At 71.8% G+C, this 24,155-nt stretch carries 22 protein-coding genes; 19 read left to right on the forward strand and 3 right to left on the reverse strand.

Going from position 1 to position 24,155, the window contains the following annotated elements:
- Positions 1-7: 7 nt before the first annotated feature.
- From ruvA to JAV76_RS09915, 7 genes are all read left to right on the forward strand, one after another.
- Positions 8-625 (forward strand): Holliday junction branch migration protein RuvA, encoded by a 618-nt coding sequence (ruvA, locus tag JAV76_RS09885; RefSeq protein WP_198733879.1) that lies wholly within the window; start codon positions 8-10, stop codon positions 623-625.
- Positions 618-1,682 carry a Holliday junction branch migration DNA helicase RuvB gene (gene ruvB / locus JAV76_RS09890; RefSeq protein ID WP_198733880.1) on the forward strand — a complete coding sequence of 355 codons (1,065 nt, stop codon included), beginning with the start codon at positions 618-620 and terminating at the stop codon, positions 1,680-1,682. The genes ruvA and ruvB overlap by 8 nt, the downstream gene beginning before the upstream one ends.
- A 127-nt stretch (positions 1,683-1,809) precedes the next feature.
- Complete coding sequence (gene yajC / locus JAV76_RS09895; RefSeq protein ID WP_198733881.1) at positions 1,810-2,187, forward strand: preprotein translocase subunit YajC; 378 nt, start codon at positions 1,810-1,812, stop codon at positions 2,185-2,187.
- Between the two features lie 102 nt (positions 2,188-2,289).
- Positions 2,290-4,284, forward strand: a complete 1,995-nt coding sequence (secD, locus tag JAV76_RS09900; protein WP_198733882.1) for a protein translocase subunit SecD — start codon at positions 2,290-2,292, stop codon at positions 4,282-4,284.
- Positions 4,284-5,393 carry a protein translocase subunit SecF gene (gene secF / locus JAV76_RS09905; protein WP_198733883.1) on the forward strand — a complete coding sequence of 370 codons (1,110 nt, stop codon included), beginning with the start codon at positions 4,284-4,286 and terminating at the stop codon, positions 5,391-5,393. Before secD ends, secF begins: the two co-directional genes overlap by 1 nt.
- The gene (locus JAV76_RS09910; protein WP_198733884.1) at positions 5,390-5,935 is read left to right on the forward strand and encodes an adenine phosphoribosyltransferase; all 546 of its coding nucleotides are present in this window, start codon (positions 5,390-5,392) and stop codon (positions 5,933-5,935) included. Before secF ends, JAV76_RS09910 begins: the two co-directional genes overlap by 4 nt.
- A gap of 47 nt (positions 5,936-5,982) precedes the next feature.
- On the forward strand, positions 5,983-8,358 hold the full coding sequence (locus JAV76_RS09915; RefSeq protein WP_198733885.1) for a RelA/SpoT family protein: 2,376 nt from the start codon (positions 5,983-5,985) through the stop codon (positions 8,356-8,358).
- Between the two features lie 39 nt (positions 8,359-8,397).
- On the opposite strand, the gene JAV76_RS09920 is transcribed toward JAV76_RS09915, so the two are convergent.
- Both JAV76_RS09920 and JAV76_RS09925 read right to left on the reverse strand, forming a co-directional pair.
- Positions 8,398-9,006, reverse strand: a complete 609-nt coding sequence (locus JAV76_RS09920) for a type IV toxin-antitoxin system AbiEi family antitoxin (protein WP_198733886.1) — start codon at positions 9,004-9,006, stop codon at positions 8,398-8,400.
- 92 nt (positions 9,007-9,098) lie between these two features.
- Positions 9,099-10,622: a DUF349 domain-containing protein gene (locus tag JAV76_RS09925; protein WP_198733887.1), complete on the reverse strand. Its 1,524-nt coding sequence runs from the start codon at positions 10,620-10,622 to the stop codon at positions 9,099-9,101.
- A gap of 245 nt (positions 10,623-10,867) precedes the next feature.
- Between JAV76_RS09925 and hisS the strand changes: the two genes are divergently transcribed.
- The 12 genes from hisS to aspS all read left to right on the forward strand — a co-directional run bounded on the left by hisS (position 10,868) and on the right by aspS (position 23,585).
- On the forward strand, positions 10,868-12,253 hold the full coding sequence (gene hisS / locus JAV76_RS09930) for a histidine--tRNA ligase (RefSeq protein WP_198733888.1): 1,386 nt from the start codon (positions 10,868-10,870) through the stop codon (positions 12,251-12,253).
- Between the two features lie 159 nt (positions 12,254-12,412).
- Complete coding sequence (locus JAV76_RS09935; protein ID WP_198733889.1) at positions 12,413-13,138, forward strand: SAF domain-containing protein; 726 nt, start codon at positions 12,413-12,415, stop codon at positions 13,136-13,138.
- A complete protein-coding gene (locus tag JAV76_RS09940) occupies positions 13,138-13,911 on the forward strand; it encodes a hypothetical protein (RefSeq protein ID WP_198733890.1) in 774 nt (257 codons plus the stop codon). The genes JAV76_RS09935 and JAV76_RS09940 overlap by 1 nt, the downstream gene beginning before the upstream one ends.
- A gap of 8 nt (positions 13,912-13,919) precedes the next feature.
- Positions 13,920-15,224, forward strand: a complete 1,305-nt coding sequence (locus JAV76_RS09945; RefSeq protein ID WP_198733891.1) for a TadA family conjugal transfer-associated ATPase — start codon at positions 13,920-13,922, stop codon at positions 15,222-15,224.
- Between the two features lies 1 nt (position 15,225).
- Positions 15,226-16,113: a type II secretion system F family protein gene (locus tag JAV76_RS09950; protein ID WP_198733892.1), complete on the forward strand. Its 888-nt coding sequence runs from the start codon at positions 15,226-15,228 to the stop codon at positions 16,111-16,113.
- Complete coding sequence (locus tag JAV76_RS09955) at positions 16,110-17,024, forward strand: type II secretion system F family protein (protein ID WP_198733893.1); 915 nt, start codon at positions 16,110-16,112, stop codon at positions 17,022-17,024. The genes JAV76_RS09950 and JAV76_RS09955 overlap by 4 nt, the downstream gene beginning before the upstream one ends.
- A gap of 28 nt (positions 17,025-17,052) precedes the next feature.
- On the forward strand, positions 17,053-17,298 hold the full coding sequence (locus JAV76_RS09960; RefSeq protein WP_198733894.1) for a hypothetical protein: 246 nt from the start codon (positions 17,053-17,055) through the stop codon (positions 17,296-17,298).
- A 67-nt stretch (positions 17,299-17,365) separates the two neighbouring features.
- On the forward strand, positions 17,366-17,851 hold the full coding sequence (locus tag JAV76_RS09965; RefSeq protein WP_307844137.1) for a TadE/TadG family type IV pilus assembly protein: 486 nt from the start codon (positions 17,366-17,368) through the stop codon (positions 17,849-17,851).
- Between the two features lie 50 nt (positions 17,852-17,901).
- Positions 17,902-18,285 carry a TadE/TadG family type IV pilus assembly protein gene (locus JAV76_RS09970; RefSeq protein ID WP_198733895.1) on the forward strand — a complete coding sequence of 128 codons (384 nt, stop codon included), beginning with the start codon at positions 17,902-17,904 and terminating at the stop codon, positions 18,283-18,285.
- Between the two features lie 44 nt (positions 18,286-18,329).
- Positions 18,330-18,794 carry a TadE/TadG family type IV pilus assembly protein gene (locus JAV76_RS09975; protein ID WP_307844138.1) on the forward strand — a complete coding sequence of 155 codons (465 nt, stop codon included), beginning with the start codon at positions 18,330-18,332 and terminating at the stop codon, positions 18,792-18,794.
- Positions 18,785-21,694: a LysM peptidoglycan-binding domain-containing protein gene (locus JAV76_RS09980; RefSeq protein WP_198733897.1), complete on the forward strand. Its 2,910-nt coding sequence runs from the start codon at positions 18,785-18,787 to the stop codon at positions 21,692-21,694. The genes JAV76_RS09975 and JAV76_RS09980 overlap by 10 nt, the downstream gene beginning before the upstream one ends.
- Before the next feature lie 118 nt (positions 21,695-21,812).
- Positions 21,813-23,585, forward strand: coding sequence for an aspartate--tRNA ligase (aspS, locus tag JAV76_RS09985; RefSeq protein WP_198733898.1), 1,773 nt, complete (start codon positions 21,813-21,815; stop codon positions 23,583-23,585).
- Positions 23,586-23,654: 69 nt separating this feature from the next.
- Here the strand turns inward: aspS and JAV76_RS09990 are convergent, their stop codons facing one another.
- Positions 23,655-24,155 carry a hypothetical protein gene (locus JAV76_RS09990; RefSeq protein WP_198733899.1) on the reverse strand — a complete coding sequence of 167 codons (501 nt, stop codon included), beginning with the start codon at positions 24,153-24,155 and terminating at the stop codon, positions 23,655-23,657.

Below are 24,155 nucleotides of genomic sequence, written 5' to 3' on the forward strand. Positions count from 1 at the left end.
GGACTGCGTGATCGCGTCGTTGAGCGGAACGGTCCAGGCGGTACGTCTGGACTCGGCGGTCCTCGTCGTCGGGGGAGTGGGGTACCTCGTCCACGCGACGCCGTCGACCCTCTCGACGCTGCGCGTCGGGTCGGAGGCGTCGCTCTCGACGACCCTCGTCGTCCGCGAGGACTCCATGACCCTCTACGGGTTCGCCGACGACGACGAGCGCGCGGTGTTCGAGTCCGCCCAGACCGTGAGCGGCGTGGGACCGCGCCTGGCGCTCGCCATGCTCGCGGTCCACACACCGGACGGCCTGCGGGGCGCCGTCGCGGCCGGCGACGTCAAGGCCTTGACCCGCGTCCCGGGCATCGGGCAGAAGGGCGCGCAGCGCCTGATCCTCGAGCTCGGGGGAAAGCTCGGTGCGCCCTCGGGTGTCCCGGGTGCCGCCGCCGCGCGCCCTGCCGCGGGGGATCACGCCGACCAGGTGGTCGACGCTCTCGTCGGTCTCGGCTGGTCCGCGAAGCTCGCGGAGGAGGCGATCGCCGTCGTCCTCGCGGACACGGGGGCGGACCAGGTGGGTTCCGGGGACGTCGCGGTGGTCCTGCGTGCCGCGCTCAAGACCCTCGGCGGCCACCGTGGATGACGCCACCGACCGCTCCGACGCGCTGGGCATCGACCTCGCCGCGGACCGCCTGACGCGCACCAGCGCCGACGACATCGAACGCGCCGCCGAGGCCGCGCTCCGCCCACGCAGCCTCGACGAGTTCGTCGGACAGCACGTGGTCCGGGACCAGCTCTCGCTCGTCCTCCAGGCCGCGCTGGGCCGCGGGACGCCACCCGACCACGTCCTCCTCTCCGGCCCACCGGGGCTGGGCAAGACGACGCTCGCGATGATCATCGCCGCTGAGCTCGGGACCTCCCTGCGCGTGACGTCCGGCCCGGCGATCCAGCACGCGGGCGACCTCGCAGCCGTCCTGTCGTCGCTCGACGAGGGCGAGGTCCTGTTCATCGACGAGATCCATCGCCTCGCCCGGCCCGCGGAGGAGCTCCTCTACGTCGCCATGGAGGACTTCCGCGTCGACGTCGTCGTCGGAAAGGGCGCCGGCGCCTCCGCGATCCCCCTGAGCCTGCCCCGCTTCACGACCGTCGGGGCGACCACCCGTGCCGGGCTGCTGCCGGCGCCGCTGCGCGACAGGTTCGGCTTCACCGCGCACCTCGACTTCTACTCCGCCGACGAGCTCGAGCGGGTCCTCCTGCGGTCCGCAGGTCTCCTCGGGACGGCGCTCGACGCGGAGGCCGCGTCCGAGATCGCCTCCCGCTCCCGCGGCACCCCTCGGATCGCCAACCGGCTCCTGCGGCGCGTGCGTGACTGGGCGCAGGTGCGCGGCGACGGCTCCCTCGACCTCCGGGCGGCGCAGGCCGCCCTCGAGGTCTACGAGGTCGACGCGCTGGGTCTCGACCGTCTCGACAGGTCGGTCCTCGAGGCGCTCTGCGTCCGGTTCGGCGGTGGGCCCGTCGGCCTGACGACGTTGGCCGTGACGGTCGGCGAGGAGCCCGAGACGGTCGAGACCGTCGCCGAGCCGTACCTCGTGCGGGAGGGGCTCGTGGGGAGGACGCCGCGAGGTCGTGTCGCCACACCTGCCGCGTGGGCGCACCTGGGACTGGTGCCCCCCTCGGCGGGCGGGACGCTGTTCGCCTGAGAGCGCTCGACGACCCCGCCGACCGGTGTGGGCACTTTCGGTGGATCCTGCTCGTTGGTGTCTTGGGCGGCCCACCGCCTAGACTCCGGTAGTTCCCTATGCAGAACAGGAGACGTGATCCCACGTCATGGAAATTCTTCTCATCGGCGCGTTCGCCGTCGGCGCGATGTTCTTGATGACCAACGGGTCCCGCAAGAAGCAGCGCGAGGCGATGACCTTCAGGGACAACCTGGAGGTCGGCCACGAGGTCATGACCGGGTCCGGCTTCTTCGGCACGGTCGTAGCCGTCGACGACGACGTGATCACCCTCGAGTCGACCCCCGGGAACAGGTCGCGCTGGCTGCGGGCCGCCATCGCGAAGCAGGTCGAGCCGACACAGGCCGCGACCGCTGGGGAGACGGGCGAGGCGACGTCGGCCACGTCCGAGGACGCGGCGTTCGCGATCCCGGACGACATCTCCGGTCTCATCAAGAAGCCCACGACGGACGACCCCGAGAAGAAGTAGCCCAGAAACTCCCCGACAGGACGGCCCGCGCAGCTGCGGGTCCCGAACCGGCAGGGGGCGCGCCTCAGGGTGGGCCTCTGCGCGCACGAGAAGAGACATCCGTTGGCCACCACCAACCGCAAGAAGTCGAGACCGACCCGTCAGCTCGTCGGGCTCGGCGTCGTCGTCGTCGCCCTGTTCGGGTCCATCCTCGCCGGGAACGTCTGGTCCACGGCGACCTGGGCGCCGAAGCTCGCGCTCGACCTCGAGGGCGGGACGCAGATCATCCTGCGGCCCGTCACCGACAACGGCGAGGAGGTGACCACCGAGGACGTCAACCAGGCGATCGCGATCATCCGCCAGCGCGTGGACTCCTCCGGTGTCGCCGAGGCCGAGATCACCAGCCAGGGTGGGAGCAACATCGTCGTCGCGCTCCCCGGCACGCCGTCCGAGGAGACGCTCCAGCTGGTGCGCGAGTCGGCACAGATGCAGTTCCGGCCCGTCCTCTACTTCGGGGGCCCTGCCGGGACGGACCTGGGTGAGGACCCCGCCGCGGACCCGACCGGCGAGGCCACGGAGGAAGAGGTGCCGTCGGCAGAGGCTCCTGCGGGCGAGCCGCCCGCCGAGGAGCCGACAGTCGAGCCGACCGCGGTCCCGGAGACCGCCCCGACCGACGAGGAGCTCGACTTCGACCCGTTCGCCCCTCAGCAGGGCAGTGCGGAGAACCCCAGCGACTTCGCCCAGGTGACCACCGAGCTCCTCGAGGAGTTCGCCGCGCTCGACTGCACCGACGAGGCCAACCTCAGCGGCGGCGGGTCGCAGCCGAGCGACAGCGCCGTGATCGCGTGCGCGGACGACGGTTCCGTGAAGTACATCCTCGGACCGGTCGAGATCTCCGGCACGGAGATCGCCAGCGCCGACTCCGGGCTCCGGGTGAACTCCCAGGGCGTCACCCTCAACGAGTGGGCCGTGAACATCGAGTTCGACTCCGCGGGGACCAAGAAGTTCACCGAGGTCACCACGCGGCTCTCCCAGCTGCCCACCTACGAGCAGTGGATCGCCACCCCCCAGCCTGTCCAGGCACCGGGCATGTTCGCGATGGTCCTCGACAACCTCGTGATCTCCGCCCCCACCTCGAGCGTGATCATCCCCGACGGCAAGGCGGAGATCACCGGGACCTTCACCCGTGAGTCGGCGACGACCCTCGCCAACCAGCTGAACTTCGGGGCGCTCCCGCTGACCTTCGAGGTGCAGAGCGAGTCGCAGGTGTCCGCCACCCTCGGCAGCGAGCAGCTGCAGAAGGGCCTGATCGCCGGCGTCATCGGCCTGGTGCTGGTCTTCGTGTACTCGCTCGTCCAGTACCGCGCCCTCGGGTTCGTGACCGTCGCGTCGCTGAGCATCGCCGGGATCCTCGCCTACGGCTTCATCGCGCTGCTCTCCTGGTTGCAGGGGTACCGTCTGTCGCTGCCGGGCGTCGCCGGCCTCATCGTCGCGATCGGCATCACCGCCGACTCCTTCATCGTGTACTTCGAGCGCATCCGCGACGAGCTCCGCGACGGGAAGTCCCTCGCGACGGCCGTGGACACCGCCTGGGTCCGGGCACGTCGGACCATCCTCGCGTCCGACGCGGTCAGCCTCCTCGCGGCCGTCGTCCTCTACTTCCTCGCGGTCGGCGGGGTCCGCGGGTTCGCCTTCACCCTCGGGCTGACCACCGTGATCGACGTCCTCGTCGTCTTCCTCTTCACGCACCCCCTCATGAAGCTCCTGGCCCGCACCCGGTTCTTCAGCAGCGGGCACCCTGCGTCCGGCCTCGACCCGAAGACCCTCGGGGTGGAGAGCATCCGGTACGCGGGCCGCGGCCGCACCTCCGTGCCCCGCGCGGCGGGTACGGCCAAGGGCGCGGCCCCGTCGAAGGTCCTCGTCGGTGCAGGAGGCCCCGGGACGGACGGCAGGACGATGACGATCGCGGAGCGACGTGCCGCTCAGGCGCGCGAGGACGCAGAGCGGGACACGGCGGGGACCGGAGCGTCCCCTGACCCGAGTCACGAGACCACCGCGGGGACGGACGGCGTCGCACCGAGCGCCGGCACCGATGAGCGCAAGGACGGGAACCACTGATGGCCGCGGGATTCGCACGCTGGGGCAACGACCTCTACACCGGTCGTCGCTCGTACGACGTCGTCGGCCACCGCAGGCGCTTCTACTGGGTGTCCGCCGCGCTCGTCGTGCTGAGCGTCGTCATCCTCCTGGTCCGAGGGTTCAACCTCGGCATCGAGTTCCGTGGAGGGTCCGAGTTCACCATCACGAACCCGTCCTCGCTCAGCCAGACGGAGGCCGCCGAGGCCGTTGCCGACGTCGCTCCCGCCGAGGCGCCACGGATCTCCACGGTCGGGACGTCGTCGCTGCGCGTGCAGACCGTCGAGCTCACCGAGGAGGAGGTCGTCGATGTCCGTGAGGCGCTGGCCGAGGCGTACGGCGTGGCCCCGGCGGACGTGACGAGCAACTTCATCGGCCCGACCTGGGGTGAGGACGTCTCCCAGAAGGCCATCATCGGCATCGTCGTCTTCCTGCTCCTCGTGAGCGTCGTCATGACCCTCTACTTCCGGGCATGGCGGATGGCTCTCGCAGCGATCCTCGCGCTCTTCCACGACCTCGTCATCACCGCCGGCATCTACGCCCTCATCGGCTGGGAGGTCACCCCGGCCACGGTCATCGGGTTCCTCACCATCCTCGGATACTCCATCTACGACACGGTGGTGGTCTTCGACAAGGTGCGCGAGAACACCGACGGCGTGCTCTCGCAGAGCCGATCCACCTACGCCGAGCGCGCCAACCTCGCCATCAACCAGACGCTCGTGCGCTCCATCAACACCTCGGTCGTCGCGCTCCTGCCCGTCGCAGCGATCCTCTTCATCGGGACGTTCGTCCTCGGCGCCGGGAACCTGCGCGACATCTCCCTCGCGCTCTTCGTCGGCATGACCGTCGGGACCTACTCGTCGATCTTCCTCGCGACACCGCTCGAGGTGTCCTTGCGCACCAGGGAGCACGACGTCGCGGAGCACACGGAGAGGGTCCTCACCTCCCGCGAGCCCAGCTCGACCGTCCCGGAGACGACGGCGGACCCGGTCCCTGCAGGCGCGTCGAGCCGGCAGTACACCGGGCAGCTCCAGCCCGGTGGGCACCTGGGCAACAAAGCCCAGCCCCGACGACGCAAGGGCGGACGATGAGCGGCGTGGCCTCCGGGGTACCGGCGGACACTCTCCTCGCGCACGTCCGGGACGTCCCCGACTTCCCGGAGCCGGGGATCGTCTTCAAGGACATCACCGGGCTCCTCGTCGACGGGGAGGCGTTCGCCGAGGCCGTGCGCAGGCTCGCCGACATCGTCCCGGAAGGTGTCGAGCTCATCGCCGGGATGGAGGCCCGAGGCTTCATCGTCGGTGCAGCCCTCGCGGCGCACCTCGGGATCGGCTTCGTCCCTATCCGTAAGGCCGGCAAGCTGCCGCCCCCCACCCACCGCGCGAGCTACGCCCTCGAGTACGGGGAGGCCGTCCTCGAGGTCCGCGAGGGCACCGTCAGCCCGGGCGCACGCGTGCTGCTCGTGGACGACATCCTCGCGACGGGTGGGACCGCGGCTGCCGCGGCGGACCTCGTCGAGCAGGTCGGGGCCGAGGTCGTCGGTGTCACGTTCCTCCTCGAGCTCCTCGGCCTCGGCGGTCGCGACCGACTGGGCGGTCGCGTCGTGTCGGCCGTCCTGAGCGTCGAGCCGTAGAATCGGTCCCCTGGGCACGTGCCCAGGGGAACCTCGAGGGGGCGCGCATGAGTGACGGCACACGGACGACGCCGGCGCCGAAGGGGCCAGCACCGCAGCCCGGCGCAGCGGGCGCCAGTGCGCCGACGGGGGAGAGCAGCACGGTCGGCCCCCCGCCACCGCTCGGTTCCGCTTCCCGCGTCCGGTCCCGGCTCGTGCGCTTCGGTTCGCGGCACGCCGTGGGGACCCCCGCGCTCGAGCCGCTCCTGCGTGCCGTCCGTGCCAACCACCCGAAGTCGGACGTCGCCATCATCGAGCGGGCGTACGTCACGGCAGAGCGGGCGCACCGTGGCCAGCTCCGCAAGAGCGGCGACCCCTACATCACGCACCCCGTCGCGGTCGCGACGATCCTCGCGGAGCTCGGCATGACACCACCGACGCTCGCCGCCGCGCTGCTCCACGACACCGTCGAGGACACCGAGTACTCCCTCGACCAGCTGCGCAGCGACTACGGCGACGAGATCACCATGCTCGTCGACGGCGTCACCAAGCTCGACAAGGTGACCTACGGGGACGCCGCGCAGGCGGAGACGGTCCGCAAGATGGTCGTCGCGATGGCGCGCGACATCCGGGTGCTCGTCATCAAGCTCGCCGACCGTCTGCACAACGCCCGGACCTGGAAGTTCGTCCCTTCGGCGTCCGCGCAGCGCAAGGCGCGCGAGACCATCGAGATCTACGCCCCCCTCGCACACCGGCTCGGCATGAACACGATCAAGTGGGAGCTCGAGGACCTGTCGTTCCAGGCCCTCTACCCCAAGGTCTACGAGGAGATCGTCCACCTCGTCGCCGAGCGAGCCCCCGCCCGGGAGGAGTACCTCGCGCTCGTCCGCGAGCAGGTCACGGCGGACCTGCGATCGGCGAAGATCCGGGCCACCGTCACGGGGCGCCCCAAGCACTACTACTCGATCTACCAGAAGATGATCGTCCGCGGCCACGACTTCGCGGACATCTACGACCTCGTCGGCACCCGCGTCCTCGTCGACTCGGTCCGCGACTGCTACGCAGCCCTCGGGTCCCTGCACGCCCGGTGGAACCCGGTGCCCGGCAGGTTCAAGGACTACATCGCCATGCCCAAGTTCAACATGTACCAGTCGTTGCACACGACGGTCATCGGACCGGGGGGCAAGCCGGTCGAGATCCAGATCCGCACCCACGAGATGCACCGGCGTGCGGAGTACGGTGTCGCCGCCCACTGGAAGTACAAGGAGGCCGACAAGACGGCGAAGGCCGAGGCCGGCGGCAACGACATGCAGTGGCTGCGTCAGCTCGTCGACTGGCAGCGCGAGACTGCCGACCCCGCGGAGTTCCTCGACTCCCTGCGCTTCGAGATCAGCGGGGGCGAGGTGTACGTCTTCACCCCCAAGGGGGACGTCGTGGCCCTGCCCTCGGGGTCGACGCCCGTGGACTTCGCGTACTCCGTCCACACCGAGGTGGGTCACCGCACCATGGGTGCGCGGGTCAACGGGCGTCTCGTGCCCCTGGACTCGGCTCTCGACAACGGTGACGTCGTCGACGTCCTCACCTCGAAGTCGGAGACCGCCGGGCCGAGCCGGGACTGGATGTCCTTCGTCAAGAGCCCGCGCGCCAAGAACAAGATCCGCCAGTGGTTCTCGAAGGAGCGCCGAGAGGAGGCCATCGAGCAGGGCAAGGACGCCATCGCGAAGGCGATGCGCAAGCAGAACCTTCCCATCCAGCGGCTCCTGTCCCACGAGTCGATGGTGACGACGGCGCACGAGATGCGTTTCGCCGACGTGTCCTCCCTCTACGCGGCGATCGGCGAGGGGCAGGTGTCGGCGGCGAACGTCGTCCACCGCCTGGTGCAGTCGATGGGTGGCGAGGAGGGCAACGCGGAGGACCTCGCCGAGACGGCCCGGCCAGGTCACCCGGCCCGCAGGCCTCGGACGGGCGATCCGGGCGTGGTCGTCAAGGGCGTCGAGGACATCTGGGTCAAGCTCGCGAAGTGCTGCACCCCGGTCCCGGGCGACGACATCATCGGGTTCATCACTCGCGGCCAGGGCGTGAGCGTCCACCGCGGTGACTGTGCGAACGTCGTGGGTCTGCGCGACCAGCCCGAGCGGATCGTCGACGTGTCCTGGACCACGGGCGGGAACGCCCTGTTCCTCGTCCAGATCCAGGTCGAGGCCCTCGACCGGTCCCGGCTGCTGTCTGACGTCACTCGGGTCCTGTCGGACAACCACGTGAACATCCTGTCCGCCACGGTGTCGACGTCGACGGACCGGGTCGCCATCTCGAAGTTCGTGTTCGAGATGGCCGAGCCCGCTCACCTGGCCACCGTCCTCACGTCGGTCCGGAAGATCGACGGCGTGTTCGACGTCTACCGCATCACCGGGTCGAAGGTCGTCGAACCGAGCATGCTCACCTGACAGTTCGGCGGTCCGGCCCTCTCGAGGAGGGGACGCCGCTCAGGCAGCAGGCGCAGCGCCCGCGGCACGCAGCAGACGTGCGCGCGCCCGTTCCGCGCTGCGCCAGTGAGCGTGCGTCGTGAGCCGGACGACCGCCTCCTCGAGGTCGACGCCGTGGCGGGCGAGGCGCACGAGCACGGTGTGCGCGTCGTCGTCCTCGCACCACGTGGCGACGTCCAGCGCGGTCCGCTCGGGCGTCGTCACCTGGACGCCACCGACGGGCTGCGACTCCCAGGTCCGCATGGTCGCCTGCGCGACCTCCAGGTGCGGAGCGTCCCGCGGCCGGTAGCCGTGCGGCGCGTAGAGCACGCTCACCTTGTCGGGACGTCGCCCACCGGTGTGCACCCATGCGGCGCTCCGACGACCCACGACGACCTCCCGCGGGACGCGTGTGGCGAGGGAGCGGGCACGTGCCTGCGGTGAACCCAGCGTGCCGGCGAGCACACCGAACCCCGCGTGCACCTCGTCGACGAGACCGTCCCTGAGGAGGGCTTCCCATGTCGTGCGGCCACCGACACCCTCGGTCGTGTACGGGGGAGCGGCGCGAGGTGGCGTTGCGACCAGCACGGAGAAGGACGTGGCGGACCGGGACGCGGCGGAAGCTGGCATGCCCCCAGCCTGGCCCAGGTCGCCCTACGGACAGAAGACGGGCCCGTCATCTGTGGATGACGGGCCCGTCTGACGTCCTCGACGTCGGAGGATCAGCCGCGGGAGTCCTCGGCCGCCTTGACGACCTGCTCGAGCCAGAGCTTGCGGGCTGCGAGAGCGGACTCGAGCTCCCCGGTGGCCCGGGCGTCCCCCTTGGCGCGGGCGGCGGCGAGGTCGGCCTCGAGTCCGGCGATCGCTGCCTCGAGCTGCGCGGCCGCGCCTTCGGCACGCGCCCGCGTCTCCGGGTTGGACCGGGTCCACTTCTCCTGCTCGGCGTCCCGCACGGCGTTCTCGACGGCCCGCATACGGGCCTCGATGCGCTGCACGTCGCCCCGGGGGACCTTCCCCGCGGACTCCCAGCGCTCCTGGAGGGCGCGGAGGGTCGTCTTCGCCTGACCCAGGTCGGTCACGGGGACGAGCGCCTCGGCCTCGGCGAGGATCGCTTCCTTGACCACGAGGTTCTCCGCGTACTCGGCGTCCGTCTCCGCGTTGGCCGCGTCCCGCGCCGAGAAGAACGCGTCCTGCGCCGCCCGGAAGCGGGCCCAGAGAGCGTCGTCGTCCTTGCGGTTGGCGCGGCCGGCGGACTTCCACCGGGTCATGAGGTCGCGGTAGGCGCCGGCCGTCGCGCCCCAGTCCGTGCTCGACGAGAGCTTCTCGGCCTCGTCGACGAGCGCGGCCTTGGTCGACCGAGCGTCCGAGTTCTGCTTCTCGAGCTCCGCGAAGAAGTGCCGACGCTCACGGTCGAAGGTGGTGCGGGCGTGGCTGAACCGCTTCCAGAGCGCCTCCTCCGAGGGGCGGTCCAGACGTGGCCCGGACCGCTGCGCCGTCTTCCACCGCTCCAGGAGCGCCCGGAGCTCCTCGCCCGCGGGCTTCCACTGGATCTTCGCGGGGTCTGCGGTCGCAAGACGCTCGGCGGCCTCCACGATCTCGGTGCGGGCCGCGAGCGCGGCCTCCTTCGCCGCCGCGCGCTCCGCGTCGAGCTCCGCGCGACGACCCGCGGCGATCGACCGCAGGGCTTCCACGCGGGCTCGCAACCCGTCGAGGTCACCGACCGCCGCGGGCTCGGCGACCTCCTCGGTGAGCTTCACCAGCGTCGCGTCGATCTCCTTGGGAGTGAGCTCGGCGGTGCCGAGCCTCGCCTCGAACAGGGCGACCTTGGACTGGAGGTCCAGGTACCGGCGGACGTACAGGCTCATCGCCTCGTCGGGGGTCACCCCGGGGAACTGGCCGACGACTCGCTCGCCGGCCGCCTCGGTGACGTGCACCGTCCCGTCCTCGTCGACCCGCCCGAACGCGACGGCCGCCTGGATCTGTGCCTGCTCGTCCGGGACGACGGCAGCGACAGCCGGTGCCGCGGAGGCCGTCGCGGGCGCTGTCGCCGGCCGCGCAGCCGGGCGGGGCACGGGGCGCGGGACTGGACGGGGGCGAGGAGCCGAGCCCGGCGCGGGGTCGGTGGGAGCGGCCTCGACCGCCTCCTCCGAGGGGGCGCCGGAGCCGGCCTCGGCCGGCTGAGCGTCGGCGGGCGGCAGCGCAGCGTCCTGTGTGACGTCCGTCGCGTGATCGGTGCTCTCGCTCACTGGGTCTCAACTCCTTGGATGATGACAGCCGACGACGGTGGTCCCGTCGCCCTGTGTCAGCGACCGTCCGGGGAGGGCCCCGGACCGAATGTCTCCCGCTCACCCGGCCGCCGCCGCGAGGGCGGCGCGAGGGTGCGCGCACAGACAGTCTAGGGAAGTTCCCGTGCCGACGCTGACGGCACGCGGGCCGCGGATGCCCCGTCCTCGTTCCGGCCCGCGCGACGGATCTGGGAGGATCTACAGCTATGGCCCGACCCACACCCCTGTCCGGTTTCCCCGAATGGCTCCCCGCGGACCGCATCGTCGAGCAGCACGTCCTCGACACGGTGCGACGAACGTTCGAGCTCCACGGCTTCGCGAGCGTCGAGACCCGAGCCGTCGAACCCCTCGACCAGCTCCTGCGCAAGGGCGAGACGTCCAAGGAGGTCTACGTCCTGCGTCGCCTCCAGGGCACGGAGACCGACGAGGTCGCGTCCACTGGTGATACCGGGGGACTCGGCCTCCACTTCGACCTCACCGTGCCCTTCGCGCGGTACGTCCTCGAGCACGCGGGGCACCTCGCGTTCCCCTTCAAGCGCTACCAGATCCAGAAGGTGTGGCGCGGGGAGCGCCCCCAGGACGGGCGCTTCCGGGAGTTCACCCAGGCCGACATCGACGTCGTCGGCGCCGGTGATCTGCCCTACCACTTCGAGGTCGAGGTGCCCCTCGTCATGGCGGAGGCCCTCGCCGCGCTGCGCCCCGCAGGCGTCCCGGAGGTCCGCATCCTCGTGAACAACCGCAAGGTCGCCGAGGGGTTCTACCGGGGTCTCGGCCTCGAGGACGTCGACGCGGTCCTGCGCTCCGTCGACAAGCTCGACAAGGTCGGGCCGGAGCGCGTCGCCGCGCTCCTCGTCGACGAGGCCGGCGCGACCGCGGAGCAGGCCGCCGCGTGCCTGGCGCTCGCCGCGATCTCCGGTGAGGACCGGGGCGTCGTCGACGACGTCCGCGTGCTGGCGGACGCGCAGGGCATCACCTCGGAGCTCCTGGAGGAGGGGTTGCGGGAGCTCGAGGCCCTCGTCGTCGCCGCGTCCGAGCGCGCACCCGGCGTCGTGCGCGCGGACCTGAAGATCGCCCGAGGGCTCGACTACTACACGGGGTCCGTGTACGAGACCGTCCTCGTGGGCCACGAGGACCTCGGGTCGATCTGCTCGGGCGGACGGTACGACACGCTCGCCTCCGACGGTACGACCACGTACCCGGGCGTGGGGCTGTCCATCGGGATCTCGCGGCTCGTCTCGCGCCTGGTCGGCGCGCGCCTCGTGTCGGCCACCCGCTCCGTCCCCAGCGCGGTGGTCGTCGCCGTGACCACGGAGGACACGCGGCCGACGTCGGACGCTGTCGCGACCGCGCTGCGTGCCCGCGGCATCCCCGTCGAGGTCGCCCCCGCGGCCGCGAAGTTCGGCAAGCAGATCAGGTACGCCGACCGACGCGGCGTGCCGTTCGTGTGGTTCCCCGCGACGACGGCGCCCGACGGCGAGGCCGTGCCCCACCAGGTCAAGGACATCCGCTCCGGGGAGCAGGTCGCGGCAGATCCGACCACGTGGCAGCCGCCCGCGGACGATCTCTGGCCGTCGGTCCGCACCACGGACTGAGGTCCGGGAACCTGCCGAGGGGCGATGGGGACTCTTCCCCATCGCCCCTCGGGCCGTGGTCAGGGAGGATCGCACAGCGCACCCGATGGCGTCGCCGACCCGAGCGGCGACGCCCAGACAGCCCGCCGCACCGACCGCACCGACCCAGGGGTTACTCGCATGAGCAGCAGCACGACCGCGCCCGCGGTGGACCGCAGGCGCCAACGCGAAGAGCGAGGCGTCCGCAGCTCCCAGAGCGCGAAGGTGCCCAGCGACCGGCTCCCCGCTGCTCCACGCGAGCGCCGCCCCCTGCTCGCAGCGCTCGCCGTCCTGCTCATCGTCGGGGGAGCGACCGTCGCAGGGCTCCTGGCGCTCCGTGTCGACGACAGGGTTCCCGTCCTCGTCGCAGCACAGGACATCTCCGCGGGCGCACTCATCACCGAGGACCTGGTGACGACCACCCCGGTCGCCTCCGAGGGGACGAGTCTCGTCCCGGAGGAGGACGCCTCGCTCGTGGTGGGCACCTACGCGCGCAACGCCATAGAGCAGGGCCAGCTCATCGACGCGCGCGCCGGCAGCGCCTCACCGGCGCTGGCGGGTGACGTCGAGTCCATCGGTGCGGCGCTCGCCCCCGGGCGGCTGCCCGCCGGGGGACTGCAGCCCGGGGACGTCGTGCGCCTCGTGTCCACGGCGACCCCAGACGGGGAGACCCTCTTCGACGACGCGCGTGTCGCGTCGTTCGTGTCCGCGGGGTCCGGCGCGTACGACGGGTCCTCCGGCGGCACCGTGAGCATCCTCGTCCCCGACGCCGACCCGTCCGCGATCGATCGTCTCGCCTCGGTCATCGCGGCCGAGCAGCTCACCGTGGTGCTCGTCTCCCGCGGCGAGCCCTTCGAGGTCGACTGATGCTCGTCGCACTCGCCTCTGCGAAAGGAGCCCCGGGGGTCTCGACCACCGCGGTCGCACTCGGGAGCGTCTGGCCCACGGACGTCGTCGTCGTCGACGCGGACGCCGCGGGCGGTGACCTCGGGTACCGCCTGCGCACCTCGGACGGTCGACCGCTCGACCACGACCGGGGACTCCTCGGCCTCGCCGCCGAGGCCCGGCGGGGACTCACCCCACGGTCCGTCGCGGACCAGGTGCAGACGGCCGACGGCGGTCTCGACGTCCTGCTGGGCGTCGAGCGGCCCGAGCAGGTCGCCGGTCTCGGGCCCGTCTGGACCACCGTCGCCGGTGCTCTCGCAGGAGCATCCGGCCCCGACGTCCTCGCCGATTGCGGTCGCATCGCACCGGGCACCCCGCTCCAGCCGCTGCTGTCCGCCGCGCACGCGGTCATCGTGTGCGTGGAGCCCTCGGTCGAGGCCTACGCCCACCTGCGTGACCGGCTGCGATGGTTGCTGCACACCACGACCGAACGGCCACCGGCGGTCGGTGTCGTCCTGCGGAGCGCGTGGTCCGACACGGCGGCTGCAGCGGACCTCGAGAAGCTCCTCGCGCACAGCGGTCTGTCCGTCCCCGTCCTCGGGCGCATCGCCGAGGACGCTCGCGCGGCAGACGTCCTCGCGGGGCGTACCTCCCGCGGCATCGGCCGGTCCCTCCTCGTGCGCTCGGCGCGGAGCCTCGTCGATCCGGTCCGAACCCTCGCGACGACGCGTCCGCGCGTCCACGCCCAGCCGTAGGAGGAACCGTGGACCAAGCACTGGTACGTGCGCTCCGCGAGGAGGTCGCCGACATCCTCGCCCGCCAGCGGCGCGACGACGCGACCGCGGGCGTCGCGCCGATGTCCAGCGAGGACGAACGACAGTTCGCACGCGCCGTCATCAACCGTGTTCTCGACGGATACGCCCGATCGGAGATCAACGCAGGCCGTACACCGCCGGCGCCCCAGGACGAGGAGGACCTCTCCGCCGGCATCCACGCCGCGCTCTTCGGTGTCGGTCGCCTGCAGCCGCTCCTCGAGGACCTCGACGTCGAGAACATCGACATCAACGGCCACGACAACGTGTTCGTCCAGTACTCCGACGGGCGCGAGGTCCGCGGTGCACCGGTCGCCGACAGCGACGACGAGCTCGTCGAGCTCGTCCAGATCCTCGCCGCCTACTCCGGCCTCACGAGCCGCCCCTTCGACTCGGCGAACCCACAGCTCGACCTGCGTCTGCCCGACGGGAGCCGTCTGTCCGCCGTCATGGACGTCTGTGCCCGTCCGTCCATCTCCGTGCGCCGCGCCCGCCTGTCCCGCGTCATGCTCGACGACCTCGTCACCTACGGGTCGGTCACCCCCGAGATCGCCGCCTTCCTGTCCGCGGCCGTCGGCGCTCGCAAGAACATCATGATCGCCGGTGCGACGAACGCCGGGAAGACGACGCTCCTGCGTGCGCTCGCCAACGAGATCCCTCCGAACGAACGCCTCATCACCGTCGAGCGGGCGCTCGAGCTCGGCCTGGGGGAGTTCGCGGACCTCCACCCCAACGTCGTCGCCTTCGAGGAACGCCTGCCGAACTCCGAGGGCAACGGTCACGTGAGCATGGCGGAGCTCGTCCGACGCAGCCTGCGCATGAACCCCAGCCGCGTCATCGTCGGTGAGGTCCTCGGTGACGAGATCGTCACCATGCTCAACGCCATGAGCCAGGGCAACGACGGTTCGCTGTCCACCATCCACGCGAACTCCTCGCTCGAGGTGTTCAACAGGATCTCCACCTACGCCATCCAGTCGCGCGAGCGCCTGCCCCTCGAGGCCAGCCAGATGCTCATCGCCGGCGCGGTCGACCTCGTCGTCTTCGTCCAGAAGCAGAACGACTTCACGACAGGTGGTCGCCTGCGCCGGTTCGTGACCAGCATCCGCGAGGTCAACGGCATCGACGGTCGAGTCCTGTCGAGCGAGGTCTTCGCCCCCGGGCCCGACGGTCTCGCCGTGCCCGCCGCACCGGTGTCCTGCATGGACGACCTCGTCGCCGCCGGATACCAGGCGCCCAGCACGGGCCAGGGGTACTGAGATGACACCCACCGGGCTCGCGGTCATCGCTCTCGGAGCGCTCACCGGAGGGGGAGTGCTCCTCCTCGTCGTCGCGCTGCGTGGCACACCACCCCGACCGACGCGGCCCGCCGCCGGACTGAGCGCAGGCCTCGAACGTCTCGGGCGCCTCGGTGTCGCGGCCCTCCTCGCAGGCCTCGTCGTCCTCGTCCTCACCCGATGGGTCGTCGTCGCCCTCGCCGCCGCTGCTCTCGTCCTCGCCTGGCCCGCGCTGTTCGGCGGGGGGCGCGCCGAGCGCGAGGCCACCCAACGGGTCGAGGGGCTCGCCGCCTGGATCGAGTCGTTGCGTGACACCATCGCAGGCGCCGTCGGCCTCGAGCAGGCGATCCCCGCGACGCTCTACGCCTCCGCACCGTCCATCCGACCCCAGCTGCGGCTCCTGGTGGACCGTCTCCGTGTGCGCGTCCCGCTGCACGTCGCGCTCCAGCGGTTCGCGGACGACCTCGACGACCCCAGCGCCGACCTCGTCGTCGCCGCCCTCGTCCTCAACTCCAAGATGCGCGGACCAGGGCTGCGCCAGGTCCTCGGATCCCTCGCCGACGCCGCCCGCGCCGAGCTCGACATGCGCCAACGGGTCGCCGCCGGTCGCAGCGGCACACGCAAGTCCGCACAGATCGTCATGGGGTTCTCCGTCCTCGTCATCCTGCTGCTCGCGGTCTTCAACCGTGAGTACGTCGCCCCGTACAGCACGCCCACCGGTCAGCTCGTGCTTCTCGTGGTCGTCGCCTGCTTCGCCGGTGGCTTCCTCTGGATGAAGCGCCTGTCGGGAGTCGACCTGCCCGAGAGGTTCCTCGTCCAGCCCGCCGACCCAGCGACCGTCGCAGCGGCGACCCGCCAGGAGACCTCATGACTGCCGTGATCGTCGCCGGTGCCGTCGCCGGGACCGGGATCCTCGTCCTCATCCTCACTCTCGTACCGCCGAGGACGCTCCCGGCCTCCACACTCGCCCAGCTCGACCTGCAGAGATCCCAGCAGCGCGCCCGCGCCACCGCCGAGCAGCTCGACCCACGAGCCCGCGTCGGCCTCCGCCGAGACCTCGGGATGCGCCTCGTCAGACCCCTCAACAGCCTCGGTGTGGAGCTGGGTCCGGTGCGCAGCGATCTCGCCATCCTCGGCCGCACGCTCGAGAACCATGTGGCCACGAGCGTCCTCGTCGCCACCGCCGGATTCCTCGCCCCGCTCGTCCTCGCAGCCGTCCTGGCTCTCCTCACCGGCACCCTGAGCATCCCGCTCCCCGCAGCGCTCTCCGTCGCAGCAGCCGCGGCCGGGCTCGTCGTCCCCACCCTCGTGGCGCACGCCCACGCAGAGGGCCGCCGACGCGACTTCCGTCACGTCGTGGGGTCCTTCCTCGACCTCGTGGCCATGAGCCTCGCCGGTGGACGAGGCGTCCCCGAAGCACTCCAGAGCGCCGCGGCCCTCAGCGACGGCTGGGCCATGGTGCGCATCCGCAACGCCCTGCAGTCCGCCCGCCTCCACGGCCAGACCCCCTGGTCCGCTCTCGGTGAGCTCGGCGACGAGCTCCGGATCGACGAGCTCCGCGACATGGCCTCCGCACTGGCCCTCGTCGCCGAGGACGGTGCCAAGGTCCGCGAGTCCCTCAGCGCCCGCGCGAACTCGATGCGCCGTCGAGAGCTCGCAGAGGCCGAGGGCAAGGCCGGAGAACGCTCACAGTCCATGCTCGTCGCCCAGCTCCTGCTGTGCGTCGGGTTCCTCGTCTTCCTCATCTACCCGGCGATCGTCAAGGTCCTGGGCACCGACTGACCAGCACGACCGAGAGAAAGGCACTCCCATGAACGACGCGACCACCGGGTGGCTCTGGCTCACCCTCCGCCGCCGGCTCGACCGTGCCCGCGCCACCCAGGACCTCGGCGCGTCCGCCGTCGAGTGGGTCATCATCACCGGCGTCCTCCTCGCCCTCGCAGGGGCCGTGGGGTGGGCCATCTACCGCATGGTCGACGGGGAGGCCGCCAACCTCGACATGCCCGACCTCCCGGGCAGCGGCGGCGGTGGCGGAGGTGGGGGAGCCAACGGCTGACGCCGACCCGGCAGGCCAGGACGCAGCAGACCGCACGACACCATGCGACGAACCAGGAGGTCCACCGGTGTACCGCACGCCCCACCGAGGTCCTGACCGCCCGTGCTGCCCGGCCCGCTCGGACGTGCGCCGGGGGGCGGGCGAACGTGGCGCGTCCTCCGTCGAGCTCCTCGTGTACGCCCCGGTGCTCATGCTCGTGATCTTCCTCGCGGTGCAGCTTGCACTCACGTGGCACGGCAACTCCGTGGCCGGGGCGGTCGCCCGGGAGACCGCACGCGTCGCCCGCACAGGTGCGACCGACGCGACCTCCCTCGCCGCAGCACGCGACCGGGGCTACGCGACAGCCGCAGAGGTGGGAGGACGGACCCTCACCGACGTGCAGATCACCGTGCGCATCGTCGACGCGGACGGTGATCTCCCTGGCCCGGGAGAGGACGAGCAGTACGTCGCGGTCACCGTGACGGGACGTGCGATCGAGCTGGTCGCGGGACTCCCACCCCGGGTGAGCGCTACGGCGCACGCGCCCCTGGAGACCTTCCGGGGCGACCTGTGACGCACCGCCTCGGCCCCGTGCACCGGGCCCGCCCCGCAGACACAGGGTCCATGGCCGTCGAGATGGTCGTCCTCGTCCCCGTGCTCCTCCTTGTCGCGCTCCTCGTGGTGGCCGGCGGGCGCCACGTCTCCACCCAGGGCGAGGTCCAGGCACTCGCCCGAGACGCAGCCCGTGCGGCATCGCTCGAACGTGACACCGGCTCCGCGCGCACCGCCGCGCAGAGCGTCGTCACCCAGGCCTCCTCCACCGCAGCCTGGCTCGACCGGTGCAGGATCTCCACGTTCGGCGGCACCTTCGTCTCCGGCGGCGACGTGGTCATCGACGTGACCTGCGACGTCAGCCTCGGCGACCTCGGCATCCTCGGGCTGTCGAGGACCGTGGCCATCACCGGGACCAGCACCGCGCCCATCGACACCTACCGGAGGACCCAGTGAGCAGGCGACACCCACCACGGCACGTCCACCTTCACACACGACCCGTGGCGCCCGCACCGATCGGCACGGCACACGCCCGACGTGACCGAGGATCCGTCTCCGTGTTCGTCATCGGGCTCGTGGTCGCGCTCTTCCTCGTGGCAGGGCTCGTCATCGACGGAGGACGCGCCCTGAACGCCCGCATGCGCATCACGGACGACGCCGAGAACGCGGCCCGCACCGGAGGCAACCAGCTCGACGAGGCAGCCCTCCGCAGCGGAGGGGAACCCCGGATCGACCGACGAGCGGCCGAGACCGCAGCCCGCCAGTACCTCACCGACCGCGGCTACACCGACATCACCTTCGACCGCACCGTCGGCCCCGACGAGTTCCGGGTCCTCGTCGACGACACCGTCCCCACCACCATCCTCTCGGCCATCTTCATCCACGACTTCGACGTCTCCGGAGCGGCCACCGTCCGCGCCGCCGGCGGCATCTCCTGCGAAGGGGTGGAAACCGCATGCGGATGACACGACAGCACCACCCCCCGACGGCGCCGCCGACCCAGGGGCCCGCACGCTTCCAGCGGACGTCGCACGCCGAGGCGCACCCAGGGGTCCTCACCGCTGCCGGCGCCGGCCTCGCGCTCCTCGGTCTCGTCATCGGCGTGCCAACCGCGCTCCTCCTGCTCGCAGGCACCCCCGACGTCCCCACGACACTCCCCACGCGCGAGACGCTCACCGCAGCGCTGGACCTCCACACGGTCCTCACGGTCCTCCTGTGGGTCGTGTGGCTCGCCTGGCTGCAGTTCGTCGTCTGCGTCGTCGTCGAGACCATCAGCGCACTGCGCGGCGTCGGCCTGCCCCGCAAGGTCCCCCTCGCCGGCCCCTCCCAGCACACCGCCCGCGCCCTCGTCGCAGCAGTGCTCCTCCTCGCCACCGCGACCGGCACCGCCGGTGCCCTCGCGCCGTCCCATGCGGTCACCACCCCCGACCAGGCCATCGCGAGCCACACCACCACCGACCGCCCCACCGACGCGACCACGGGCGCGCTCGCTGACGGGGCCGCACAGGCGCACGCGCCCACGGTCCCGACACGCCCCTCCGAGGACCACCCGCAGACCGCCACCGCTGCGGCACCGCAGCAGTACCGCCTGGGGGACCTCGCGCTCACCGCCGAGGAAGGAGCCGAGCTCCTCGGCCAGACCGTCTACGTGGTCCACCCACCCGAAGGACGCCACCACGACAACCTCTGGGACATCGCCGAACGGACCCTCGGCGACGGCAGGCGCTATGTCGAGATCTTCGACCTCAACGTCGGGCGATCCCAGCCCGACGGGCGCCAGCTGACCCTCGAGCGCCTCATCCAACCCGGCTGGCTGCTCGTGGTCCCCGCCGACGCCACCGGCGTCGACGTCGTCACCGTCACCGGGACGAGCAACGGCCACCAGGAACCGCTCGTCCCCGACGACACCTCGGCTCCCGACGAGAACACCACGGCACCCGACTCCGTCGACACCCGCCACGACGACACGCCGACCGACGACGCTCCCACCGTCGACCACACCGCCGACCCCGAAGAACACCACACCGTGGCACCGGCGACCCAGGCCGAGAGCACTCCTCCCGGAACCACCCAGGACAGTCCCGACACGGCCCAGGGCCTCCTCGGAGCCGGCCTCCTGGCCGCCGGACTCCTCACCGCCGTCGAGAGCACGAGACGCAGACGACGCACCGCCGAACCCTCCGACCGAGCCCTCGACGCCGAGCTCGCGCTACGGATCAGCGCCGACCACCACCGCACCGCCCGCCTCGACGCCGCACTGCGAGCACTCACCACCGCCGCGACCACGACACGGAGACCTCTTCCGCCCGTGTACGCCGCCCGGGTCGACGACACCGTCATCGAGCTCGCCCTCCACCCGGCCGAGCCCGTAGCCCCCGCCCCGTGGACCGTCCTCGACCAAGGCACACGCTGGCGCCTCGACGCCACCGACGAGCACGCGCTCCCCGCGCAGCCCACCCCGCCCGCCCCGCCTGCTCTCCCCGCACTCGTCTCGCTCGGGCACGACGGCACCGGGGCCGACGTCCTCCTCGACCTCGCAGCCGCCCGCGGGATCGTCACCGTCACCGGCGACCCCCGGGCAGCACGCGAGATCCTCACCGCGATCGCCGCCGAGCTCGCCACCAACCCGTGGGCCGCAGCACGACCTGTCACCGGCACCGGCCTCCCACCCGCGCTCGCAGCCATCGGCGCAGGACGCTACGAGACGGTCACCAGCGCCCGGCAGTGGCTCGACCGACCCGACGACCTCCCACCCGCACACCTCGTCCTCGGTGCCACACCCACCGCCGAGGACGCCCACGCGATCACCGCGCGACTACTCCACGCAGGACCGTCGACCGGCGTCGTCGCCCACGGCCCCGTCGACACCGCACGGTGGACCCTCACCGCGACCGCCGACGGCGCGGTGCACGTCGACGTCCTCGGCCTCACGCTCGTCGCGAACCGTCTCCCCGACGACGTCGCCGACCTCGTCGCCGAGCTCCTCACCGACGCACCACCCAGCACCCGCGACCAGACCGCCCCCGGAGGCTTCCCGGGGCACGCACCCACCAGACACCTCGCACCCACCACGACCACACCCCCCGACACGACCTCCCTGTCCCGCTCCACCGCGCGCGTCCACGTCCTCGGGGCACCCCACGTCCACACCACGCAACCCGTCGACCCGGACCGCCGCGCACTGCTCACCGAGCTCGTCGTCCACCTCGCCCTCCACCCCACGGGCGTCCACCCCACGGTCCTCGGCGCATGCCTGTGGCCACGAGGGGTCCCAGACGAGGTCCGCGACGCCACCGTCGACCGCGCCCGCACCTGGCTCGGGCACGACGAGGACGGCCGACCGAACCTCCGCACCACCGACGACGGACGACTCGCCCTCGGACCCGGCGTCACGCTCGACTGGACCGTCGTGCAGCGCCACCTCGACGCAGCCGGCGCGACCCCTGACACCACCACCGAGCGCCAGCACCTCCGTGACGCGCTCAGGCACGTCCGCGGACCCGTCCTCCGCCCACGCGCCCCAGGGACCTACGACTGGCTCGCCAGGGTCAGGCTCGAGCGCGCCGTCGAGGAGCACCTCCTCGGCGCCGCCCACCGCCTCGCCGTCCTCGAGAGCGACACCGACGTCTCCGCAGCCCTCGCTGCGCTCGCGGTCGGACTGAGGGTGCGCGACACGGACGAGATCCTCTGGAGGGAGAAGATGCGGCTGGCCGCCCGGACGGGCGGCACGGACGGGGTGCGTGCCGTCGTCGCCGAGCTCGAGCAGGTCCTCCGGTCGGCCGGGACCACCCGGATGGAGGCACAGACCGTTGCTCTCCTCGAGGAGCTGGCCCCGGGTGCCCGTCCCCGTGCGGTGCCGGCCTGAGGTCCGCGCCTGGTCGCCGCGTGACCAGGTGGGGCAGGTCCGTGCGACGCACTAGACTCGGACGACCGTCCCGCCCGGTGAACCCGGGCGGTCATACCCACTCCTGAAGGGCTTCTCCGTGCTGCGCACTCACACCGCCGGATCGTTGCGGGCCGAGCACATCGGCCAGACCGTCACCCTCACGGGGTGGGTCGATCGCCGTCGTGACCACGGGGGAGTGGCCTTCATCGATCTTCGTGACGCGAGCGGCGTCGCACAGGTGGTCATCCGTGACGAGGCCGTCGCGCACCCGTTGCGCGCGGAGTACGTGCTCCAGGTGACGGGGGAGGTGTCGGCTCGCCCCGAGGGGAACGAGAACACCAACCTCGCGACCGGACAGGTGGAGGTCGTGGCGAGCGACGTCGTCGTCCTCAACGAGTCCGCCCCGCTGCCCTTCCAGGTCTCCACCGCGCTCGACGGCACCGAGACCATCGGTGAGGAGGCGCGGCTCAAGCACCGCTACCTCGACCTGCGCCGTCCCAGGCCGGCCGCCGCGCTGCGACTGCGCGCCAAGGCCAACGCTGCCGCCCGCCGGGTCCTGGACGCGCAGGAGTTCGTCGAGATCGAGACACCCACCCTCACGCGGTCGACGCCGGAGGGCGCGCGCGACTTCCTCGTCCCCGCGCGTCTGGCGCCCGGGTCCTGGTACGCGCTCCCGCAGTCGCCGCAGCTGTTCAAGCAGCTCCTCATGGTCTCCGGCATGGAGCGCTACTACCAGATCGCTCGCTGCTACCGCGACGAGGACTTCCGAGCCGACCGTCAGCCGGAGTTCACCCAGCTGGACGTCGAGATGAGCTTCGTCGAGCAGGACGACGTCATCGCGCTGGGCGAGCAGATCCTCGTCGCACTGTGGGACCTCATCGGCTACACCGTCCCCACGCCCATCCCTCGCATGACGTTCAAGGACGCCATGGAGCGTTTCGGTTCCGACAAGCCCGACCTGCGTTTCGGCCTCGAGCTCACGGACCTCACCGCGTACTTCGCGGACACGTCGTTCCGGGTCTTCCAGGCACCGTACGTCGGTGCTGTCGTCATGCCCGGGGGTGCTGCGACCCCGCGTCGCGGGTTCGACGCCTGGCAGGAGTGGGCCAAGCAGCGTGGGGCCAAGGGCCTCGCCTACGTCACCTTCGCCGAGGACGGGACCCTCGGCGGTCCCGTCGCCAAGAACCTCACCGACACGGAGCGGGACGGTCTCGCTGCAGCGACCGGTGCGAACCCGGGCGACGCCGTCTTCTTCGCCGCCGGCAAGCCGACCGATGCCCGCGCGCTCCTCGGCGCAGCCCGCCTCGAGATCGGCAAGAAGGCAGGCCTCATCGACGAGAGCGAGTGGGCGTTCGTCTGGGTGGTCGACGCCCCGCTGTTCAAGCCGACCGGTGAGGACGACGACGTCGCCGTCGGCGAAGGCGCCTGGACGGCCGTGCACCACGCGTTCACGTCCCCCACACCCGAGTGGATCGACACGTTCGAGGAGAACCCGGGCGAGGCGCTCGCGTACGCCTACGACATCGTCTGCAACGGCAACGAGATCGGTGGCGGGTCGATCCGTATCCACCGCCAGGACGTGCAGAAGCGTGTCTTCGACGTCATGGGCATCGGTGAGGAGGAGGCGCAGGAGAAGTTCGGGTTCCTCCTCGACGCGTTCGCGTTCGGTGCGCCGCCCCACGGCGGGATCGCGTTCGGCTGGGACCGGATCCTCACGCTCCTCACCGGCTCGGAGTCCATCCGCGACGTCATCGCGTTCCCCAAGTCCGGTGGAGGGTTCGACCCTCTGACCCAGGCGCCCGCGCCCATCACCGCGCAGCAGCGCAAGGAGGCCGGCGTCGACGCCAAGCCTGTGCCCGCGGACAGCTGACAGCGGTCCCGCGCGGGTGACGGCCCTCCGTCGCCCGCGCGGTCCGCGCGGGACCGTCACCGGTGACGGTCACCACCGACGGGGTGGTTCCTGGGTGCCGTCGAAGGATCCGTGGCGGCGTGCAGCGGGGGAGTCGGGGAGCTCGGGCAGCACGAGCGGTCCCGGACGCCGGCGGAGGAACGTCACCCACGCGCGGAGACCGAACCAGACGACCGCGACGCTCACGACGAGGACGAAGAACGCGGCGGGCGCGAAGCTGCGATCGCCGGTGCCGGACGCGATAGCCGCGTCACGCGCCGCGAGGACGGTGACCCAGGACGCCGCCACTGGGAGGGCCACGAGAGCCGTGGCGAGCATCCGCAGCCTCACCGCCCGCTGGAACGACATCCGTGCGTTCTCGTGCTCGAGACCGGCTGCGGCGCGCCGCGCGCGGACGTCCAGCTCGAGAGCTGCTCGCTCGCGGCGGTCGCGGTCGCGGCGGGACCAGTCGTCCCAGGTGTCGGGATCCCACGGGGCGGGGTCGCGAAGTCCCGGACCGTTCTCCTCGGGCGTCGGACGACCGGCTGCCAC

The sequence above is a fragment of the Sanguibacter suaedae genome, from assembly GCF_016342785.1.
Taxonomy (GTDB): domain Bacteria; phylum Actinomycetota; class Actinomycetes; order Actinomycetales; family Cellulomonadaceae; genus Sanguibacter; species Sanguibacter suaedae.

Bases quoted from the DNA above. Each gene is read 5' to 3' on its own strand.
- JAV76_RS09920 (WP_198733886.1), bottom strand. From the start codon at position 9,006: ATGCCAGCTTCCGCCGCGTCCCGGTCCGCCACGTCCTTCTCCGTGCTG.
- yajC (WP_198733881.1), top strand. From the start codon at position 1,810: ATGGAAATTCTTCTCATCGGCGCGTTCGCCGTCGGCGCGATGTTCTTG.
- JAV76_RS09980 (WP_198733897.1), top strand. From the start codon at position 18,785: ATGCGGATGACACGACAGCACCACCCCCCGACGGCGCCGCCGACCCAG.
- secF (WP_198733883.1), top strand. From the start codon at position 4,284: ATGGCCGCGGGATTCGCACGCTGGGGCAACGACCTCTACACCGGTCGT.
- JAV76_RS09910 (WP_198733884.1), top strand. From the start codon at position 5,390: ATGAGCGGCGTGGCCTCCGGGGTACCGGCGGACACTCTCCTCGCGCAC.
- JAV76_RS09950 (WP_198733892.1), top strand. From the start codon at position 15,226: ATGACACCCACCGGGCTCGCGGTCATCGCTCTCGGAGCGCTCACCGGA.
- JAV76_RS09955 (WP_198733893.1), top strand. From the start codon at position 16,110: ATGACTGCCGTGATCGTCGCCGGTGCCGTCGCCGGGACCGGGATCCTC.
- JAV76_RS09940 (WP_198733890.1), top strand. From the start codon at position 13,138: ATGCTCGTCGCACTCGCCTCTGCGAAAGGAGCCCCGGGGGTCTCGACC.
- JAV76_RS09970 (WP_198733895.1), top strand. From the start codon at position 17,902: ATGGCCGTCGAGATGGTCGTCCTCGTCCCCGTGCTCCTCCTTGTCGCG.
- JAV76_RS09960 (WP_198733894.1), top strand. From the start codon at position 17,053: ATGAACGACGCGACCACCGGGTGGCTCTGGCTCACCCTCCGCCGCCGG.
- JAV76_RS09915 (WP_198733885.1), top strand. From the start codon at position 5,983: ATGAGTGACGGCACACGGACGACGCCGGCGCCGAAGGGGCCAGCACCG.
- JAV76_RS09935 (WP_198733889.1), top strand. From the start codon at position 12,413: ATGAGCAGCAGCACGACCGCGCCCGCGGTGGACCGCAGGCGCCAACGC.
- hisS (WP_198733888.1), top strand. From the start codon at position 10,868: ATGGCCCGACCCACACCCCTGTCCGGTTTCCCCGAATGGCTCCCCGCG.